At 29.5% G+C, this 14,355-nt stretch carries 13 protein-coding genes; 7 read left to right on the top strand and 6 right to left on the bottom strand.

The window, feature by feature from the left end:
- Positions 1–8 precede the first annotated feature (8 nt).
- The 6 genes from ABIV_RS00965 to glmM all read right to left on the bottom strand — a co-directional run bounded on the left by ABIV_RS00965 (position 9) and on the right by glmM (position 7,209).
- Positions 9–1,472, bottom strand: a complete 1,464-nt coding sequence (locus tag ABIV_RS00965) for an NAD(P)/FAD-dependent oxidoreductase (protein WP_162917961.1) — start codon at positions 1,470–1,472, stop codon at positions 9–11.
- A 435-nt stretch (positions 1,473–1,907) separates the two neighbouring features.
- Positions 1,908–3,377, bottom strand: a complete 1,470-nt coding sequence (locus ABIV_RS00955) for an NAD(P)/FAD-dependent oxidoreductase (protein WP_114838119.1) — start codon at positions 3,375–3,377, stop codon at positions 1,908–1,910.
- Positions 3,378–3,478: 101 nt separating this feature from the next.
- On the bottom strand, positions 3,479–4,060 hold the full coding sequence (mobA, locus tag ABIV_RS00950) for a molybdenum cofactor guanylyltransferase MobA (protein ID WP_114838118.1): 582 nt from the start codon (positions 4,058–4,060) through the stop codon (positions 3,479–3,481).
- Between the two features lie 2 nt (positions 4,061–4,062).
- Positions 4,063–5,343, bottom strand: coding sequence for a 3-isopropylmalate dehydratase large subunit (locus tag ABIV_RS00945; protein WP_114838117.1), 1,281 nt, complete (start codon positions 5,341–5,343; stop codon positions 4,063–4,065).
- Between the two features lie 64 nt (positions 5,344–5,407).
- Positions 5,408–5,878 (bottom strand): signal peptidase II, encoded by a 471-nt coding sequence (lspA, locus tag ABIV_RS00940; protein WP_114838116.1) that lies wholly within the window; start codon positions 5,876–5,878, stop codon positions 5,408–5,410.
- Positions 5,875–7,209: a phosphoglucosamine mutase gene (gene glmM, locus ABIV_RS00935; protein ID WP_114838115.1), complete on the bottom strand. Its 1,335-nt coding sequence runs from the start codon at positions 7,207–7,209 to the stop codon at positions 5,875–5,877. The genes lspA and glmM overlap by 4 nt, the downstream gene beginning before the upstream one ends.
- Positions 7,210–7,293: 84 nt before the next feature.
- Between glmM and rpsT the strand changes: the two genes are divergently transcribed.
- The 7 genes from rpsT (at position 7,294) to pstA (ending at position 14,352) form a co-directional block, all read left to right on the top strand.
- Complete coding sequence (gene rpsT, locus ABIV_RS00930; protein ID WP_114838114.1) at positions 7,294–7,554, top strand: 30S ribosomal protein S20; 261 nt, start codon at positions 7,294–7,296, stop codon at positions 7,552–7,554.
- 51 nt (positions 7,555–7,605) lie between these two features.
- The gene (gene prfA, locus ABIV_RS00925) at positions 7,606–8,673 is read left to right on the top strand and encodes a peptide chain release factor 1 (RefSeq protein ID WP_114838113.1); all 1,068 of its coding nucleotides are present in this window, start codon (positions 7,606–7,608) and stop codon (positions 8,671–8,673) included.
- 111 nt (positions 8,674–8,784) lie between these two features.
- Positions 8,785–9,840, top strand: coding sequence for a substrate-binding domain-containing protein (locus tag ABIV_RS00920; RefSeq protein WP_114838112.1), 1,056 nt, complete (start codon positions 8,785–8,787; stop codon positions 9,838–9,840).
- Between the two features lie 134 nt (positions 9,841–9,974).
- The gene (locus tag ABIV_RS00915; RefSeq protein ID WP_114838111.1) at positions 9,975–11,690 is read left to right on the top strand and encodes a GGDEF domain-containing protein; all 1,716 of its coding nucleotides are present in this window, start codon (positions 9,975–9,977) and stop codon (positions 11,688–11,690) included.
- A 119-nt stretch (positions 11,691–11,809) separates the two neighbouring features.
- Positions 11,810–12,115 (top strand): SHOCT domain-containing protein, encoded by a 306-nt coding sequence (locus ABIV_RS00910; protein ID WP_114838110.1) that lies wholly within the window; start codon positions 11,810–11,812, stop codon positions 12,113–12,115.
- Between the two features lie 174 nt (positions 12,116–12,289).
- Positions 12,290–13,171, top strand: a complete 882-nt coding sequence (pstC, locus tag ABIV_RS00905) for a phosphate ABC transporter permease subunit PstC (RefSeq protein ID WP_228254350.1) — start codon at positions 12,290–12,292, stop codon at positions 13,169–13,171.
- Positions 13,168–14,352, top strand: coding sequence for a phosphate ABC transporter permease PstA (gene pstA, locus ABIV_RS00900; RefSeq protein WP_114838108.1), 1,185 nt, complete (start codon positions 13,168–13,170; stop codon positions 14,350–14,352). Before pstC ends, pstA begins: the two co-directional genes overlap by 4 nt.
- Positions 14,353–14,355: the final 3 nt, after the last annotated feature.

The following is a 14,355-nucleotide window of genomic DNA, read 5'->3' as shown; positions in this document are numbered from 1 at the left end:
TTTTTAAATTAAGCTCTACCTGACAACATTCCATACTGTGTCATTGGTTTTAGAATATATGCTTTTAATAACCACCAGATATATCTCTCTTTTGTTGGGTCAAGAGGGAAAGATGGAGTTGGTTTCATACTCCAATCAAATTCAGCTAACATTACAGTTCCAATTCCTGTAATAATTGGACATACAGTATATCCATCATATTTAGCTTTTAACTCTTTTCCTTCCATTGCAGAGATTAAGTTATCAACAACCACTTTATATTGTTTTCTTACACTTCCACCCGTTTTACCTAATGGAACTGCTGCTATATCTCCTAAAGAGAAGATATTTTTATATTTTACATGTTGAAGAGTTTCTTTATTTACAGGAACCCAACCTTTTCCTGAACCAATTGAAGATTTTCCTATCTCATCTGGAGCTTTCATTGGAGGAGCTACATGTAAGAAATCAAAATTTACTTCAACTTTTTTAGTTTTTCTTACTAAATCATACTCTTGTAAATCAGGGTCCCAATCCCCTTTTTCATCCCAAAAGTTTTCAAAAGTTGCAATTTTATTTTTTATATCAACTTCTTTTAGATTATGTGCAAACTTCCACTTCATATTTCTATCTTCATATTGTTTTTGAATTGCATCTGCATACTCTTTTACAGAAAATAGCTTTGTAGAATTTGGATAAAAAGTCATATCTACATTTGCTCTTACTTCTTTTCCTGCTTCATTTAATCTTGCATCCATAAGATACATCATCTTTTTAGGAGCCCCTCCACATTTAATTGCAGTATCGGGATGAGAAAAAATAGCATTTAACTTTTTACCTTTTTTAGCTTCTTCTATTGTTGCTTGCATATTTTTCCAAGTATAAACAGCTGCATCAGTATTATATACTGTACTAACTCCTGTACCATCAAATAACTCTTTGATTTTACTTTTTTCATCCATGGTATATGTATCACCAAGCTCTTCTAAACCTTTGATCTTCCCAAAATCTAAAGTTAACCCTGCTGCCACAACTAAAAAGTCATAAGTAATTTTTTCTCCACTTGAAATTGTTAAACTATTATTTTCAGGGTCAAATTCAATAGCTTTGTCTTTAATAAGTTTTACTCCTTGAGGAATAAAATCTTTTAAATTATACATTACATCTTTTTTTTCATATACTCCTGCACCAATAAAAGTATTCCCAGGTTGATATGAAACAGACACATCACTTGGCTCTATTACTGTAACATCTGGATTACTTAATGAATTCATTAATCTTGCAGCTGTTGAGATTCCTGATAATCCACCACCAACTATTACAACCTTTGCTTTAACATCACTTGCTTTTGCTTCAGAGGCTTTAGATTCAATTGGATTTAATAAAGCTGCACTTGCAGTTCCTAATCCCATTAATTTTAAAGCATCTCTTCTTGATATCCCATTTTTAATCAGTTCTTTTTCAAACTCATTAAGTAAATCTTTTTTATCCATTTCTTTCTCCTTCAATGAATATATAAATATTATATACTCTTTAATATTAATTATATTGATAATTTTGAATTGATATTCATTTTTTTTAAAAAATATTATTTTTTTATTGTTATTGACCATAAAATGTTACAAAAAACACCTTTTTATGGTATCTAGTAAGAATTATTTTTTATTATAAATAATATAATCAAAAGTTATATTAGTTATTTTTTTGTTTTACTTTTCTAATTATTTTAAATATAGTTCTTGGGATAAGTAGTATTAAATATACTAATAATGTAAATATTAAAGGGTGAAAAGAGTCAAAGCCATAAGCTCCTGCAGTTGATAGATTTTGTATATGAAGAAGAGGAGAGATTAGAAATTCATTATAATGCATTCCTAATGTTAATATAAGAAATATAATAAGAATAAAGCTAATCTCTCTTTTCACTATTATGCTCTTCCTGCTAATAATCCATATTGAGTCATTGGTTTTAACATATATACTTTTAATAACCACCAAACATATCTCTCTACTGTTGGATCTAGTGGGAAAGAAGGTGTTGGTTTTTTACTCCAATCAAATTCTGCAAGCATAACTTTTCCAATATCAGTAATTAATGGACAAACAGTATATCCTTCATATTTAGCTTTTAACTCTTTACCCTCCATTGCAGAGATTAAGTTATCAACTAATACTTTATATTGTTTTCTTACACTTCCACCAGTTTTTCCCATAGGTACAGCCGCAATATCTCCTAATGAAAAGATATTCTTATATTTAATATGTTGTAATGTCTCTTTATTTACAGGAACCCAACCTTTTCCTGAACCAATTGCAGATTTTCCAATTTCATCTGGAGCTTTCATTGGTGGAGTTATATGTAAAAAGTCATATTCAACTTCAACATCTTTATGTTTAGTTACAATATCATATTCTCCTAAATCAGCATCATATTCACCTTTTTCATCCCAGAAGTTATCAAAAGTTGCAATTTTTTTCTCTAAATCAACTCCTACTAGATTATGATTATAATGCCATTTAAAATCTCTTACTTCAAACTGTTTTAAAATAGCTTCATGATACTCTTTTACTCCAAACATGTTTCCACCATTTGGATAGAAAGTAAGTTCAGCATTTTGTCTTGCACCAGCTTCTTCTAATCTAGAATTTGTAAGATACATAATTTTTTTAGGTGCTCCACCACATTTTATTGGTGTATTAGGATGAGTAAATACTGCATTTACTTTCTTACCAGCTTTTGCATCTTGTACAAGTTTTTGCATATTTTCCCAAGTAGCTACTGCCCCATCTGTTGAGTAAATAGAACAAACACCACTATCTTTTAATTTTGAAATAAGTTTACTTGAATCACCTAATGTTGTAAGTTCTCCTATCTCTTCTAATCCTTGGATTTTTCCAAAATCTAATTTTAATCCTGCTGCAATAACCATATAGTCATAATCTAAAGTTTCACCATTTTCTGTTTTTACTTTATTGTTTTCTGGATCAAATTCAACTGCTCTATCTTTGATTACAGTAACTCCATTTGGTACAAAATCTTTTGTATCATACATAACATCATCTTTTGTATAAATACCTGCTGCAATTAAAGTATTACCTGGTTGATATGAAACAGACTTAGGATTTGGTTCTATTACTGTTATATCTGGATTTGATAAACTACTTGATAATCTTGCTGCTGTTGCAATTCCAGCAAGACCTCCACCAATAATTAAAATTTTTGCTTTAACATCACTTGCATTTGCAACTGTAGCTGCTTCAAGCTCACTACTTCCCATTAAAAATGAAGCAGAACCTATTCCTGCTAATTTTAATGCTTCCCTTCTTGAAAGACCCTTGTTTTTCAGCTCTTTATCGATTATATTCAAGGCTTCTTTTAACTCAGTATTATTAGACATACTAATATCCTTATTATAAGTATAATTTATATGTAAGAGTATCAAAAATTAAATAATACGAAACTTATATATTTCTGAAATGAGTAATATTTATTATTAATTTAACTTATAATTGATAAAGCTTTTTTATACTCATTTTTATCATTTAAATTTATGAACTCATCTTCATTAGAAAAGTTTATATATTGAGTATTTAACTCTTTTAATAAAAAGCCTACTTTATGAAAATCTTCACTAAGCATTTTATCTATAACTAATAAAGATTTTTCTCTATTATATATACCACAAAGGTTATGAATCCTATGTGTTTTTGCAACAGTAATATCATAACTATTATGTGAAGAAATTAGTTTCTTAATTGAATCAAGTTTTATTAAAGGAGTATCAACAGTTATAATAAAAATATTCTTATCATTTAAACTTGTAAAAATAGAATTTAAGGCAATAATAGGAGAATAAATATCTGAATCATCAATTATTAATTGCTCTTTATTTATAAAATCAAATTTATTATCTTTAGAAGAAAGATATACTTTTTTAAAAATCTTTTTTAATTTATCAAATTGGTATTGAGTAAGTGTTTTTGAAGAATCAAAAGGAAGAAGAGCTTTATCTTCTCCCATTCTTGAACTTTTACCACCACAAAGAATAACACAAGGTATATCAAGTGGTGAAGTGTTCATTTTTATAAACCTCTTGGGTCAGTAATATATCCAGAGATTGCAGATGCAGCAGCAACTGCACTATTTGCTAAATAGATTTTAGATGATCTAGATCCCATTCTTCCAACAAAGTTTCTATTTGTAGTAGAGATACATACTTCATTATCTCCTAAGATTCCCATATATCCACCTAAACATGCTCCACAAGTTGGATTTGATACAACAGCACCAGCATCTACTAAGATATCAATATATCCTGCTTTTGTTGCATCTCTAAGAATTTTTTGAGTACCTGGAGTTAAAATCATTCTTACATGTCTTGCAACTTTTTTGCCCTTCATAATTTCTGCTGCTACTTTAAAGTCAGATAATCTTCCATTTGTACAAGAACCTATAAATACTTGGTCAACACGGATTTCATCAGCAACTGCTTGAGAAACAGAATGTCCATTATCTGGTAAAAATGGATATGCAATAACTGGCTCTAAATTTGCTACATCAATTTCAATAACTTTAGTATAGTTAGCATCTTCATCAGAGTAGTGAATTTTTGGTTCAGCTCTTAAACCATCATTTAATTCAGCAGTTCTCTTTAAAAATTCTTCTGTAATTTCATCATAAGCAAAAATACCATTTTTTGCTCCAGCTTCAATAGCCATATTACAAATAGAGAATCTATCATCCATAGATAAATATTGTACTGTATCACCAGTAAATTCTAATGTTTGATAAAGTGCTCCATCAACACCTAACATTCTAATTACTTCTAAGATAATATCTTTTCCAGATACATATTCAGTCGGTTTTCCAGTCATAACAACTTTGATTGATTCAGGAACTTTAAACCAGTTTCCACCAGTAATCATTCCAAATGAAATATCAGTAGAACCCATACCTGTAGAGAATGCTCCAAGACCACCATGTGTACATGTATGTGAATCTGCACCAATAATTACATCACCTGGTAATACTAAACCTTTCTCTGGTAATAATGCATGCTCAATACCCATATCTTTTTCATCAAAGAAATGTTTTAAATCATGTTTCATTGCAAAATCTCTAGAGATTTTTGCTTGGTTTGCAGATGCAATATCTTTCGCTGGAATAAAGTGGTCAAGAACAATAGCAAAACCATCTGGATTTGCTAATTCTTTAAATCCACCTTCTTCAAATGCTCTAATAGAAATAGGAGTAGTAATATCATTTCCAATTACCATATCAATTGGACTTCTTACAATTTCTCCTGCGTAAACTTCTCTTCCTACGTGTTCACTAAATATTTTTTCTGTTATTGTCTGACCCATAAAAACCCCATTATTAATAATTTTTGTCCGGATTATACCTAAATAAATATTTAAGTCCCAAATTTTACGATTTGGACTTTTTTTTCTTCTCTTCTCTTGCTTCTAATATTTGCATAATTATAATAATTGCAACTGCAAGATTTATCATCACATCTGCTATATTAAATATTGCAAATTCGAAACCATAATGCCAATAAAAATAATCTACTACAGCTCCATAGGTAAATCTATCTAAAATATTAGATAATCCTGCTGCATAAAGTATTGATATTGGTATAAAATATTTATAAAAAATCTCTTTATTTTTTACTAAATAAATTGTTGCTACAAGAGCTATTACTAGTTGAATATACTTTAAATACTCTTGTAAAAAAGCAAACATTGAGAAAGCAACCCCATAGTTATATGCTAATTTTAAAGACATATAAGGACCATCTACTTCCCAAGAAAAGTTCACAAAAGCATATTTTACAAACTGGTCAAAAATAAAAATAGATATAAAAATGATTAATGATAATTTATACTCTTTTCTCATAAAACTTTTTCTATAAACTCTTTTAATACTTTCATTGAATCTTCAACTTCTTTTTTATCTTTACCTTCTAAAAGAAGTCTTATTTTATTTTCTGTTCCTGAGTATCTAATTAAATCTCTAATACCTTTTTTTCTAATTGGTTCTAAAATCTCTTCTAGTCCAGCAATCTCTTCTAAAGGTTTTTTCTCATTTACTTTTAAATTTACTAAAAGTTGAGGATATAATTCAAATGGATTTAAAGCAATACTTGCTTTTTGTTTTTTTCTTAAAATTAAAGCTAATACTTGAAGTGCTGATGCTAAGCCATCTCCTGTTTTAGCTACGTCAGAGAAAATTATATGTCCACTTTGTTCTCCACCAAAATTAACTTTATTCTCTTTCATTTGCTCTAAAACATTTTTATCTCCAACATTAGATCGTAATAGTTTTAAATCATGAGAATTTAAAAAGTCTTCTAAAGCTTTGTTTGACATAACTGTTGCTACACAAGCATCACCTTTTAAAGTTTTCTCTTCTTTTAGGAAAAGGCAAAGAGCTCCAAGAAGTTTATCCCCATCTACTACTTCCCCTTCCTCATCTATAACAACTAGTCTATCTGCATCTCCATCCAGAGCAATACCAATATCAGCTCTATACTCTTTCACAACTTTTCCTACTGTTGCAGGATGTAAAGCTCCACAACCATCATTTATGTTATATCCATTTGGTTTATCATTTAATGTAATTACATCTGCACCTAATTCATCTAAAATTGTAGGAGCAACTTTATAAGCAGCACCATTCGCACAATCTAATACAATTCTCATACCACGTAGTGATAAATCATTAGGAAAAGAACTTTTAATAGAAACGATATATCGTCCTATAACATCATCAATTCTCTTTGAAGAACCTATTTTTTTCCCAGTTACTGTCCCTTCTTTTAAAAGGTCATCATTAAAAAATATTTTTTCAATATTCTCTTCACACTTTGTTCCAAGTTTATTTCCATGATTATCAAAGAATTTAATTCCATTATCTTCAAATGGATTATGTGAAGCAGAGATCATAATACCAGCATCACATCTCATACTCTCTGTTAAATATGCAATTGCAGGTGTTGGCATAGGTCCAATTTGAATTACATCATAACCTACAGATGTAAGACCACTTACAAGTGCATTTTCAATCATATATCCACTTCTTCTAGTATCCTTACCAACTAAGATTCTTTTTGTTGTAGAGTGCTTTCTAAAATAGATTCCAGCAGCCTTTGCAAGCTTTAATACAGTGATTGCATCAAGAAACTCACCAGCTAATCCTCTAACTCCGTCTGTTCCAAATAGTTTCATTAAATCTTCCTAAATTTAAACTAACTTTAAAGTTATTTAGGTACTATTCTATCCTTAAAATTTTTATAAAGAGGTTAAATAATAATGGCAAATCATAAATCTGCTGAGAAAAGAGCAAGACAAACAAAAATTAGAACTGAAAGAAACAGATTCTATAAAACAAGAATCAAAAATGTTACTAAAAATGTAGTAGCTGCAATTGAAGCTGCGGATAAAGATAAAGCAGTTGAAGCTATGAAAGCGGCAAATAAATACATTCACCATTGTGTTTCTAAAGGTATCCTAAAAAAAGGTACTGCTGCTAGAAAAGTATCAAGATTACAAGTACAAGTTAACGCTATATAATTCAAATATTTTATTTAGAGTCTATATAACATTACATAAATACAAACAAATATGCTACAAGATAAACTAAGACCATTTATAGACAGATATGAGGAAATCAATAATTTATTGATCTCTCCTGATATCACTTCTGACATCAAAAGGATGACTGATCTTTCAAAAGAACAATCTAGTATTGAACCTATTGTAAGTAAAGCAAAAGAGTATATCAAAACGATAGAAGATATTGAAGAAAATAAAATGATGCTTGATGATCCAGAACTTGGAGAATTAGCAAAAGAGGAACTTAAAGAGTTAGAGGCTAAAAAACCTATGCTTGAGGATGATATTAAATTTTTAATGATTCCTAAAGATCCTAATGATGAAAAAAATATCTATCTAGAGCTTAGAGCTGGTACTGGTGGAGATGAAGCGGCGATTTTCGTTGGTGACCTTTTCAGAGCTTACCTAAGATATGCTGAGGGTAATGGTTGGAAAGTTGAGATCATGAACCAAAGTGAGAGTGAAGCTGGGGGTTATAAAGAGATTGTAGCTTTATTTAAAGGTGACCATGTATTTTCAAAATTAAAGTTTGAAGGTGGTACCCATAGAGTACAAAGAGTTCCTGCAACTGAATCTCAAGGAAGAGTTCATACATCAGCAATTACTGTTGCAGTAATGCCAGAAGTTGATGATGTTGAAATTGAAATCAACCCTAACGATTTAAAAATTGATGTTATGAGAGCTAGTGGAAATGGTGGACAATCAGTAAATACAACTGACTCAGCAGTTAGAATTACTCACATTCCATCAGGTATCGTAGTAACAAACCAAGATCAAAAGTCTCAACATAAGAACAAAGATAGAGCAATGAAAGTTCTTAAAGCTAGACTTTATGATTTACAAATGCAAGAAAAAATGCAAGAAGAAGGTGCCAATAGAAAAGAGCAAGTTGGTACTGGAGATAGAAGTGGAAGAATTAGAACATATAATTATCCACAAGGAAGAATCTCAGATCATAGAATCAATCTAACTCTATATAGATTAGATGCGATTATGAACGACGGTCTTTTTGATGAAGTAATTGATCCTCTTATTGCTGATCATCAAGCAAGACTTATTGAAGCAAATGGGCTATAAGCTCATTTGTTCTTACATAATAAATCCCCATATATAAAATTTCATTTCGTAACCAAGTTGTAATCAACAACTAATATACTTCCATATCATAATTAAAATATGGAGACAAAAATGACATTCAAAAAAACAACAGTTGCTTTATTAGCAAGTGCTGCACTTACTGTATCTTTAAGTGCTAGAGATCAGATTAAAATTGTAGGTTCATCTACAGTATACCCTTTCTCATCTGCAGTTGCTGAAGAATTAGGTGCTACAACTAAATTCCCAACTCCAGTAGTTGAATCAACTGGTTCAGGTGGTGGAATGAAACTATTTTGTGCTGGAAATGATTTAAATACACCAGATATTACAAATGCATCAAGAAGAATGAAAGCAAAAGAGTTCACTATGTGTGAAAAAAATGGAGTTACTGATATTACTGAATCAGTAATTGGATATGATGGAATTGCATTTGCACAATCAAAATCTAATCCTGCATTTAATATTACAAGTGAACAATTAGCATTAGCAGTTGCTGCTGAAGTTCCTTCTAAAGATGGAAAATCTTTAATTGCTAACCCATATAAAAAATGGTCAGATATTGATGCTTCTTTACCAAATAGAGAAATCATTATTTATGGACCACCAAAGTCATCTGGAACAAGAGATGCATTTGAAGAGCTAGTAATGCAAAAAGTATTCAAAAAAATGCCTGTATATACTGATTTATTCAAAAAAGATAATAAAGCTAACAAAAAATATAAAAAATACTCTGTTGTTAGAACTGATGGTGTTTATGTTCCATCTGGAGAGAATGATAATATTATCGTTCAAAAGTTAAATAAGAACAAAGAAGCATTTGGTATATTTGGATTCTCTTTCTTAATTGAAAATGATGATAAACTTTCTGGTGCAACAATTAATAATGTATCTCCAACTCCTGAAACTATTTCATCTGGAGAATATCCTGTTTCTAGATCATTATTCTTCTACATTAAAAACTCTCATAAAAAAGAAGTTCCTTCTATGAATAAATATGTAGAGATGTTTATGTCAGAAAATATGATTGGACCTGATGGTATTTTAGCAGAAATTGGTCTAATTTCTTTACCTGATGCAACAAGATCAGAAATTAGAAATGCTGTTATGAGTTCTAAAAAACTTAAAATTGAAGACTTAAAACACTAATCCTTCCCTACTAATAATATATAAATTAAAAGAAGACTTTGTCTTCTTTTAATAGTTTTATATATGGACTTTTATTATTTCACGCGAACAAATACTAAGAGCCCATATTTAATACTATTTTAAAGAGGTGCTCCATGTCAACTAAAATTGATGTTGACAAACTTGACTTTGCTTTTCAACCTATTGTAAATACATATACAGGTAAAATTTTTGCTGTAGAAGCCTTAATTAGAAATGTTGAAGAATTAGAGTTTGAATCAATCTTTCATTTCTTTGATACTTTAGCTGAAAAAAAAATTTTATACAAAGTTGATATGCTCTTAAGAAAAAAAGCTATTAAAAAATATAGAAAAATTAATATTAATAATCTAAAACTTTTTTATAATATTGATAATAGATTTTTTACAATGCCTGATTTTAAATTTGGGGAAACTGCCGAACTACTAGAGAAATATGAACTTAGTAAAGATTCAATATGTTTTGAGATTACAGAACATAGTTCTTTTGATAAAGACCAAGAAATCAAACATATTATTAGTACCTATAAATCAAAAAACTATAATATTGCAATAGATGATTTTGGAACAGGAATTTCAGGTCTTCACTTATTATACATCTCAGATACAAATTTTATTAAAATTGATAAATTCTTTATTGAAAATATTCACAAAGATGCAAAAAAAAGATTGTTTTGTGCTTCTATTGTAGAGATGGCTCATACTATGGGAATAAAAGTTATTGCAGAGGGCATTGAAACAAAAGAAGAATATTATGTTTGTAAAGAGATTAAAGCAGACTACATTCAAGGGTATTTAGTTTCTAGACCCACTTTAGATATAAAAGAGATAAAAAAATTCTATACTAAAGAGAATATTTTTGAAAAAGATAGAAGGGTATCAAGAGGAAATTTTATTGATAAATCCTTTATCGATAAGATTGACCCTTTAAATGTAAATGCAAGTTTACATGAACTATTTGTATATTTTAAAGAGCATACTTTAAATACTTTTGTACCAATTATTGATGATGAAAAAAAGATTCTAGGTGCAATTTATGAAGTTGATATTAAAGAGATTTCTTATTCACAATATGGTTTATCATTGGCTAAAAATGACTCTTTTAAAGCTAAGTTAAAAAGTTATATAAAACCTGTACTTGAAATTGATATTAGTTGGGGAATAGATAAAGCTTTAGAAATATTTAATATGCAAAATGATGCAAAAGGTATTTTTGTAACCAAAGATTCTCAATATTATGGTTTCATTAACTTAAATAACCTATTATCTCTTTCATATAAAAGAAATATAGAGATAGCTCAGAATCAAAATCCTTTAACAAAACTACCGGGGAACAATCAAATAGAGAGCTTTATTTCGAATAGTTTTAAAAATAATAAACATGCTCAAATTGTATATTTTGATTTTAATGATTTTAAACCTTTCAATGATACTTATGGATTCAGACAAGGTGATCGTGCAATTTTAATGTTCTCAGAAATCCTACAAAAAAATATTTCAAGTGAAAATTTTATTGCCCATGTTGGAGGTGATGACTTTTTTGTAGGTTTTACAAATAGTCAATATGAAGATGTCTATTATCTAATAAAAAATATTCAAGAAGAGTTTCAATCAAGTGCTTCAAGTTTATATAATGAAAAAGATATTGCTAATGCTTATATGACTTCTAAAGATAGATTTGGTGTAAGTAGAAACTTTAAACTCTTATCAGTAAGTGCTGCTATAATTGAAATCTCTGAAAATAGCTCTTTACAACAATTTAATCTATGCCTTGGAAATATAAAAAGTGCTTCTAAAAAAAGTTCTATACCTTTAGGAACTTCAATCTTTTAAATCTACAATTTATACACATTAAAATAATAAATTTAAATATATTTTATAATATATATCGTTAAATATTATTTTAATGATTATTTATATAAAATAACAAAAAATATTTTTAGGAGAAGAAAATGTTCAAACTTAAGAAGTTGTTTCTAATTACATTGTTAGCATCAGCACCTGTTTTTGCTTTTGATTTTGGTAATAAAATGGATCAATTTGCAGATAGCTTTTCAAATAAGTTATTTGATAAAGCAGTTGACGGAGTAAATAATTCACTTGATGGTGAGCCAGAACAAAAGGTTCAAGCAAATACAAAAGCATCTAAAAATAATAAAATGCAGCAGTTAAAAGAACTAGTTGAAATGAAAAAACAAGGCTATATTACAGAGCAAGAATTTAAAGCTCAAAAAAAATTAATTCTATCTCAAAAATAAACTAAAAGAGGGATATTTAAGTTTCCCTCTTTTCTCTTAATAAAAACATTACTTATTTCACAATTTTGTAACCATCATGTAACTAAGCCATTGTAGAATTACGAAAATTTAATATAAGGTTGTCAATTGCATTCATTTGAATCAAAAAACAAATCAACAGCAATTAAAGAAAGTATGATTAAGTTTGCGTTAATTACAGCATCTACAATCTCTATTCTTACAACATTTGGAATACTTTTTTCAATTCTGTTTGAAGCAATCGCCTTCTTTGAAGTAAGAAGTATGTGGTATTTTTTAACTGGAACTGAGTGGTCTCCGGGGATACCAGGAAGTAAATTTGGAGCTGTTCCTATTTTTGCAGGTACTTTAATGATTACATTTATTGCGATGTGTGTTGCAATTCCTGTAGGATTAGGTAGTGCTATTTATATGAGTGAATATGCTTCTCACAAGACTAGGTCTTATTTAAAACCTATTTTAGAGGTTCTTGCAGGTATTCCTACTGTTGTTTATGGTTTCTTTGCTGCAATTACAGTTGCACCTTTTATTGTTAAAGCTGCTGCATGGTTTGGATTAGAAGCTACTTTTAACTCAGCCCTTGCTTCAGGTGTTGTTATGGGAATTATGATTATCCCTGTAATTTCATCTTTATCTGATGATGTTATTAAAGCAGTTCCTGATTCTCAAAGAAAAGCATCTTTAGGGTTAGGGATGACTCAAGGGGAAACTATTAGGAATATTGTTCTTCCTTCTGCATTACCAGGAATTATCTCAGCAACACTACTTGGTTTTTCAAAAGCAATTGGAGAGACTATGATTGTTGTTATGGCAGCAGGTTTAAGACCAAACTTATCTATTAATCCTTTAGAAGATATGACTACTGTTACTGTTAGAATTGTTGATGCTCTTGTTGGAGACCAAGCTTTTAACTCACCTGAAACATTAGTTGCTTTTGCCTTAGGATTAGCACTATTTATTGTGACTTTAATATTAAATATTATTTCACTGTCACTAATTAGAAAGTTCAAAGAAAAATATAAAGTGAATACATTATGATTAAAAGAAAAGATAAACAAAAAGATAATCCATTTTATGACCCAACATTGACTAAAAGGCATAGAAGCTCAAGAAGATTTAAAAGATTTACACTAACTTCTTTAGTTTTCTCAATCGCTTTTTTAATTTTTTTCCTTTTTGATATTGTGACAAAAGGAACTCCAGCTTTTCAACAAGCTTATTTAAAAATTGATGTAACTTATAGTCAAGAAGCTAAACAAAACTATAGAAAAGCAATTGATAAAAAATATCAAAATATAGTTTCAAGAGCATGGCTTAGAACTATTCCTATGGAGATTGAAAATAATCCAGAACTTTTAGGAACAAAAACTACAATTTGGGTTCTTGCTGATGACCAAGTTGACCAATATTTAAAAGGTCACTACTATAAACTAAAAAGAAAAGATAGAGCTTTAATTGATGATATGAAAGCTGATGGACATGCAGAACTTAAGTTCAATGAAATTTTCTTTAAAAATGGGGACTCAAAAACACCTGAGTTTGCAGGTTTAAAGTCAGCAATTATTGGTTCTATTTTAACACTAATAATTACTATGGTATTTGCTTTCCCAATTGGGGTTATGACAGCCGTATATTTAGAAGAGTTTGCAGAAGATAATAAGTTTACTCAAACTATTGAAGTAAATATTAATAATCTTGCAGCTATTCCATCAATTTTATTTGGTCTTTTAGGTCTTGCAATTTTCATTAATTTGTTTGGTCTTCCAAGGTCATCACCACTTGTTGGAGGACTTACCCTTGCACTTATGACTTTACCAATTATTATTGTAAGTTCAAGAGCTGCATTAAGAGCTGTTCCAGATTCAATTAGACAAGCAGGATATGGTTTAGGTCTTACAAAGATTGAAGTTACAAGAGACCATGTTTTACCATTAGCTTTCCCTGGAATTCTTACTGGTTCTATTATTGGTTTAGCACAAGCTATGGGAGAGACTGCTCCTTTAATCATTATTGGTATGATTGCATTTATTCCAGATTCTCCTAGTTCAATCATGGAAGCAGCAACAGTTATGCCTGCACAATTATTTACATGGGCTGGGATGCCAGAAAGAATGTATATAGAAAAAACAGCAGCTGGTATTATGGTGTTATTAACAATCTTAATCTCACTAAATGCTTTAGCAATTTATTTAAGAAAAAAATACGAAGTTAAATGGTAATAA

Origin of the sequence: Halarcobacter bivalviorum (assembly GCF_003346815.1) — a bacterium.
GTDB lineage: Bacteria > Campylobacterota > Campylobacteria > Campylobacterales > Arcobacteraceae > Halarcobacter > Halarcobacter bivalviorum.
This window is presented reverse-complemented; position numbering and strand designations above follow the sequence as displayed.

Excerpts from the sequence above, each read along its gene's own strand:
- ABIV_RS00965 (WP_162917961.1), bottom strand. The coding sequence starts at position 1,472 with ATGGATAAAAAAGATTTACTTAATGAGTTTGAAAAAGAACTGATTAAA.
- ABIV_RS00955 (WP_114838119.1), bottom strand. The coding sequence starts at position 3,377 with ATGTCTAATAATACTGAGTTAAAAGAAGCCTTGAATATAATCGATAAA.
- mobA (WP_114838118.1), bottom strand. The coding sequence starts at position 4,060 with ATGAACACTTCACCACTTGATATACCTTGTGTTATTCTTTGTGGTGGT.
- ABIV_RS00945 (WP_114838117.1), bottom strand. The coding sequence starts at position 5,343 with ATGGGTCAGACAATAACAGAAAAAATATTTAGTGAACACGTAGGAAGA.
- lspA (WP_114838116.1), bottom strand. The coding sequence starts at position 5,878 with ATGAGAAAAGAGTATAAATTATCATTAATCATTTTTATATCTATTTTT.
- glmM (WP_114838115.1), bottom strand. The coding sequence starts at position 7,209 with ATGAAACTATTTGGAACAGACGGAGTTAGAGGATTAGCTGGTGAGTTT.
- rpsT (WP_114838114.1), top strand. The coding sequence starts at position 7,294 with ATGGCAAATCATAAATCTGCTGAGAAAAGAGCAAGACAAACAAAAATT.
- prfA (WP_114838113.1), top strand. The coding sequence starts at position 7,606 with ATGCTACAAGATAAACTAAGACCATTTATAGACAGATATGAGGAAATC.
- ABIV_RS00920 (WP_114838112.1), top strand. The coding sequence starts at position 8,785 with ATGACATTCAAAAAAACAACAGTTGCTTTATTAGCAAGTGCTGCACTT.
- ABIV_RS00915 (WP_114838111.1), top strand. The coding sequence starts at position 9,975 with ATGTCAACTAAAATTGATGTTGACAAACTTGACTTTGCTTTTCAACCT.
- ABIV_RS00910 (WP_114838110.1), top strand. The coding sequence starts at position 11,810 with ATGTTCAAACTTAAGAAGTTGTTTCTAATTACATTGTTAGCATCAGCA.
- pstC (WP_228254350.1), top strand. The coding sequence starts at position 12,290 with ATGATTAAGTTTGCGTTAATTACAGCATCTACAATCTCTATTCTTACA.
- pstA (WP_114838108.1), top strand. The coding sequence starts at position 13,168 with ATGATTAAAAGAAAAGATAAACAAAAAGATAATCCATTTTATGACCCA.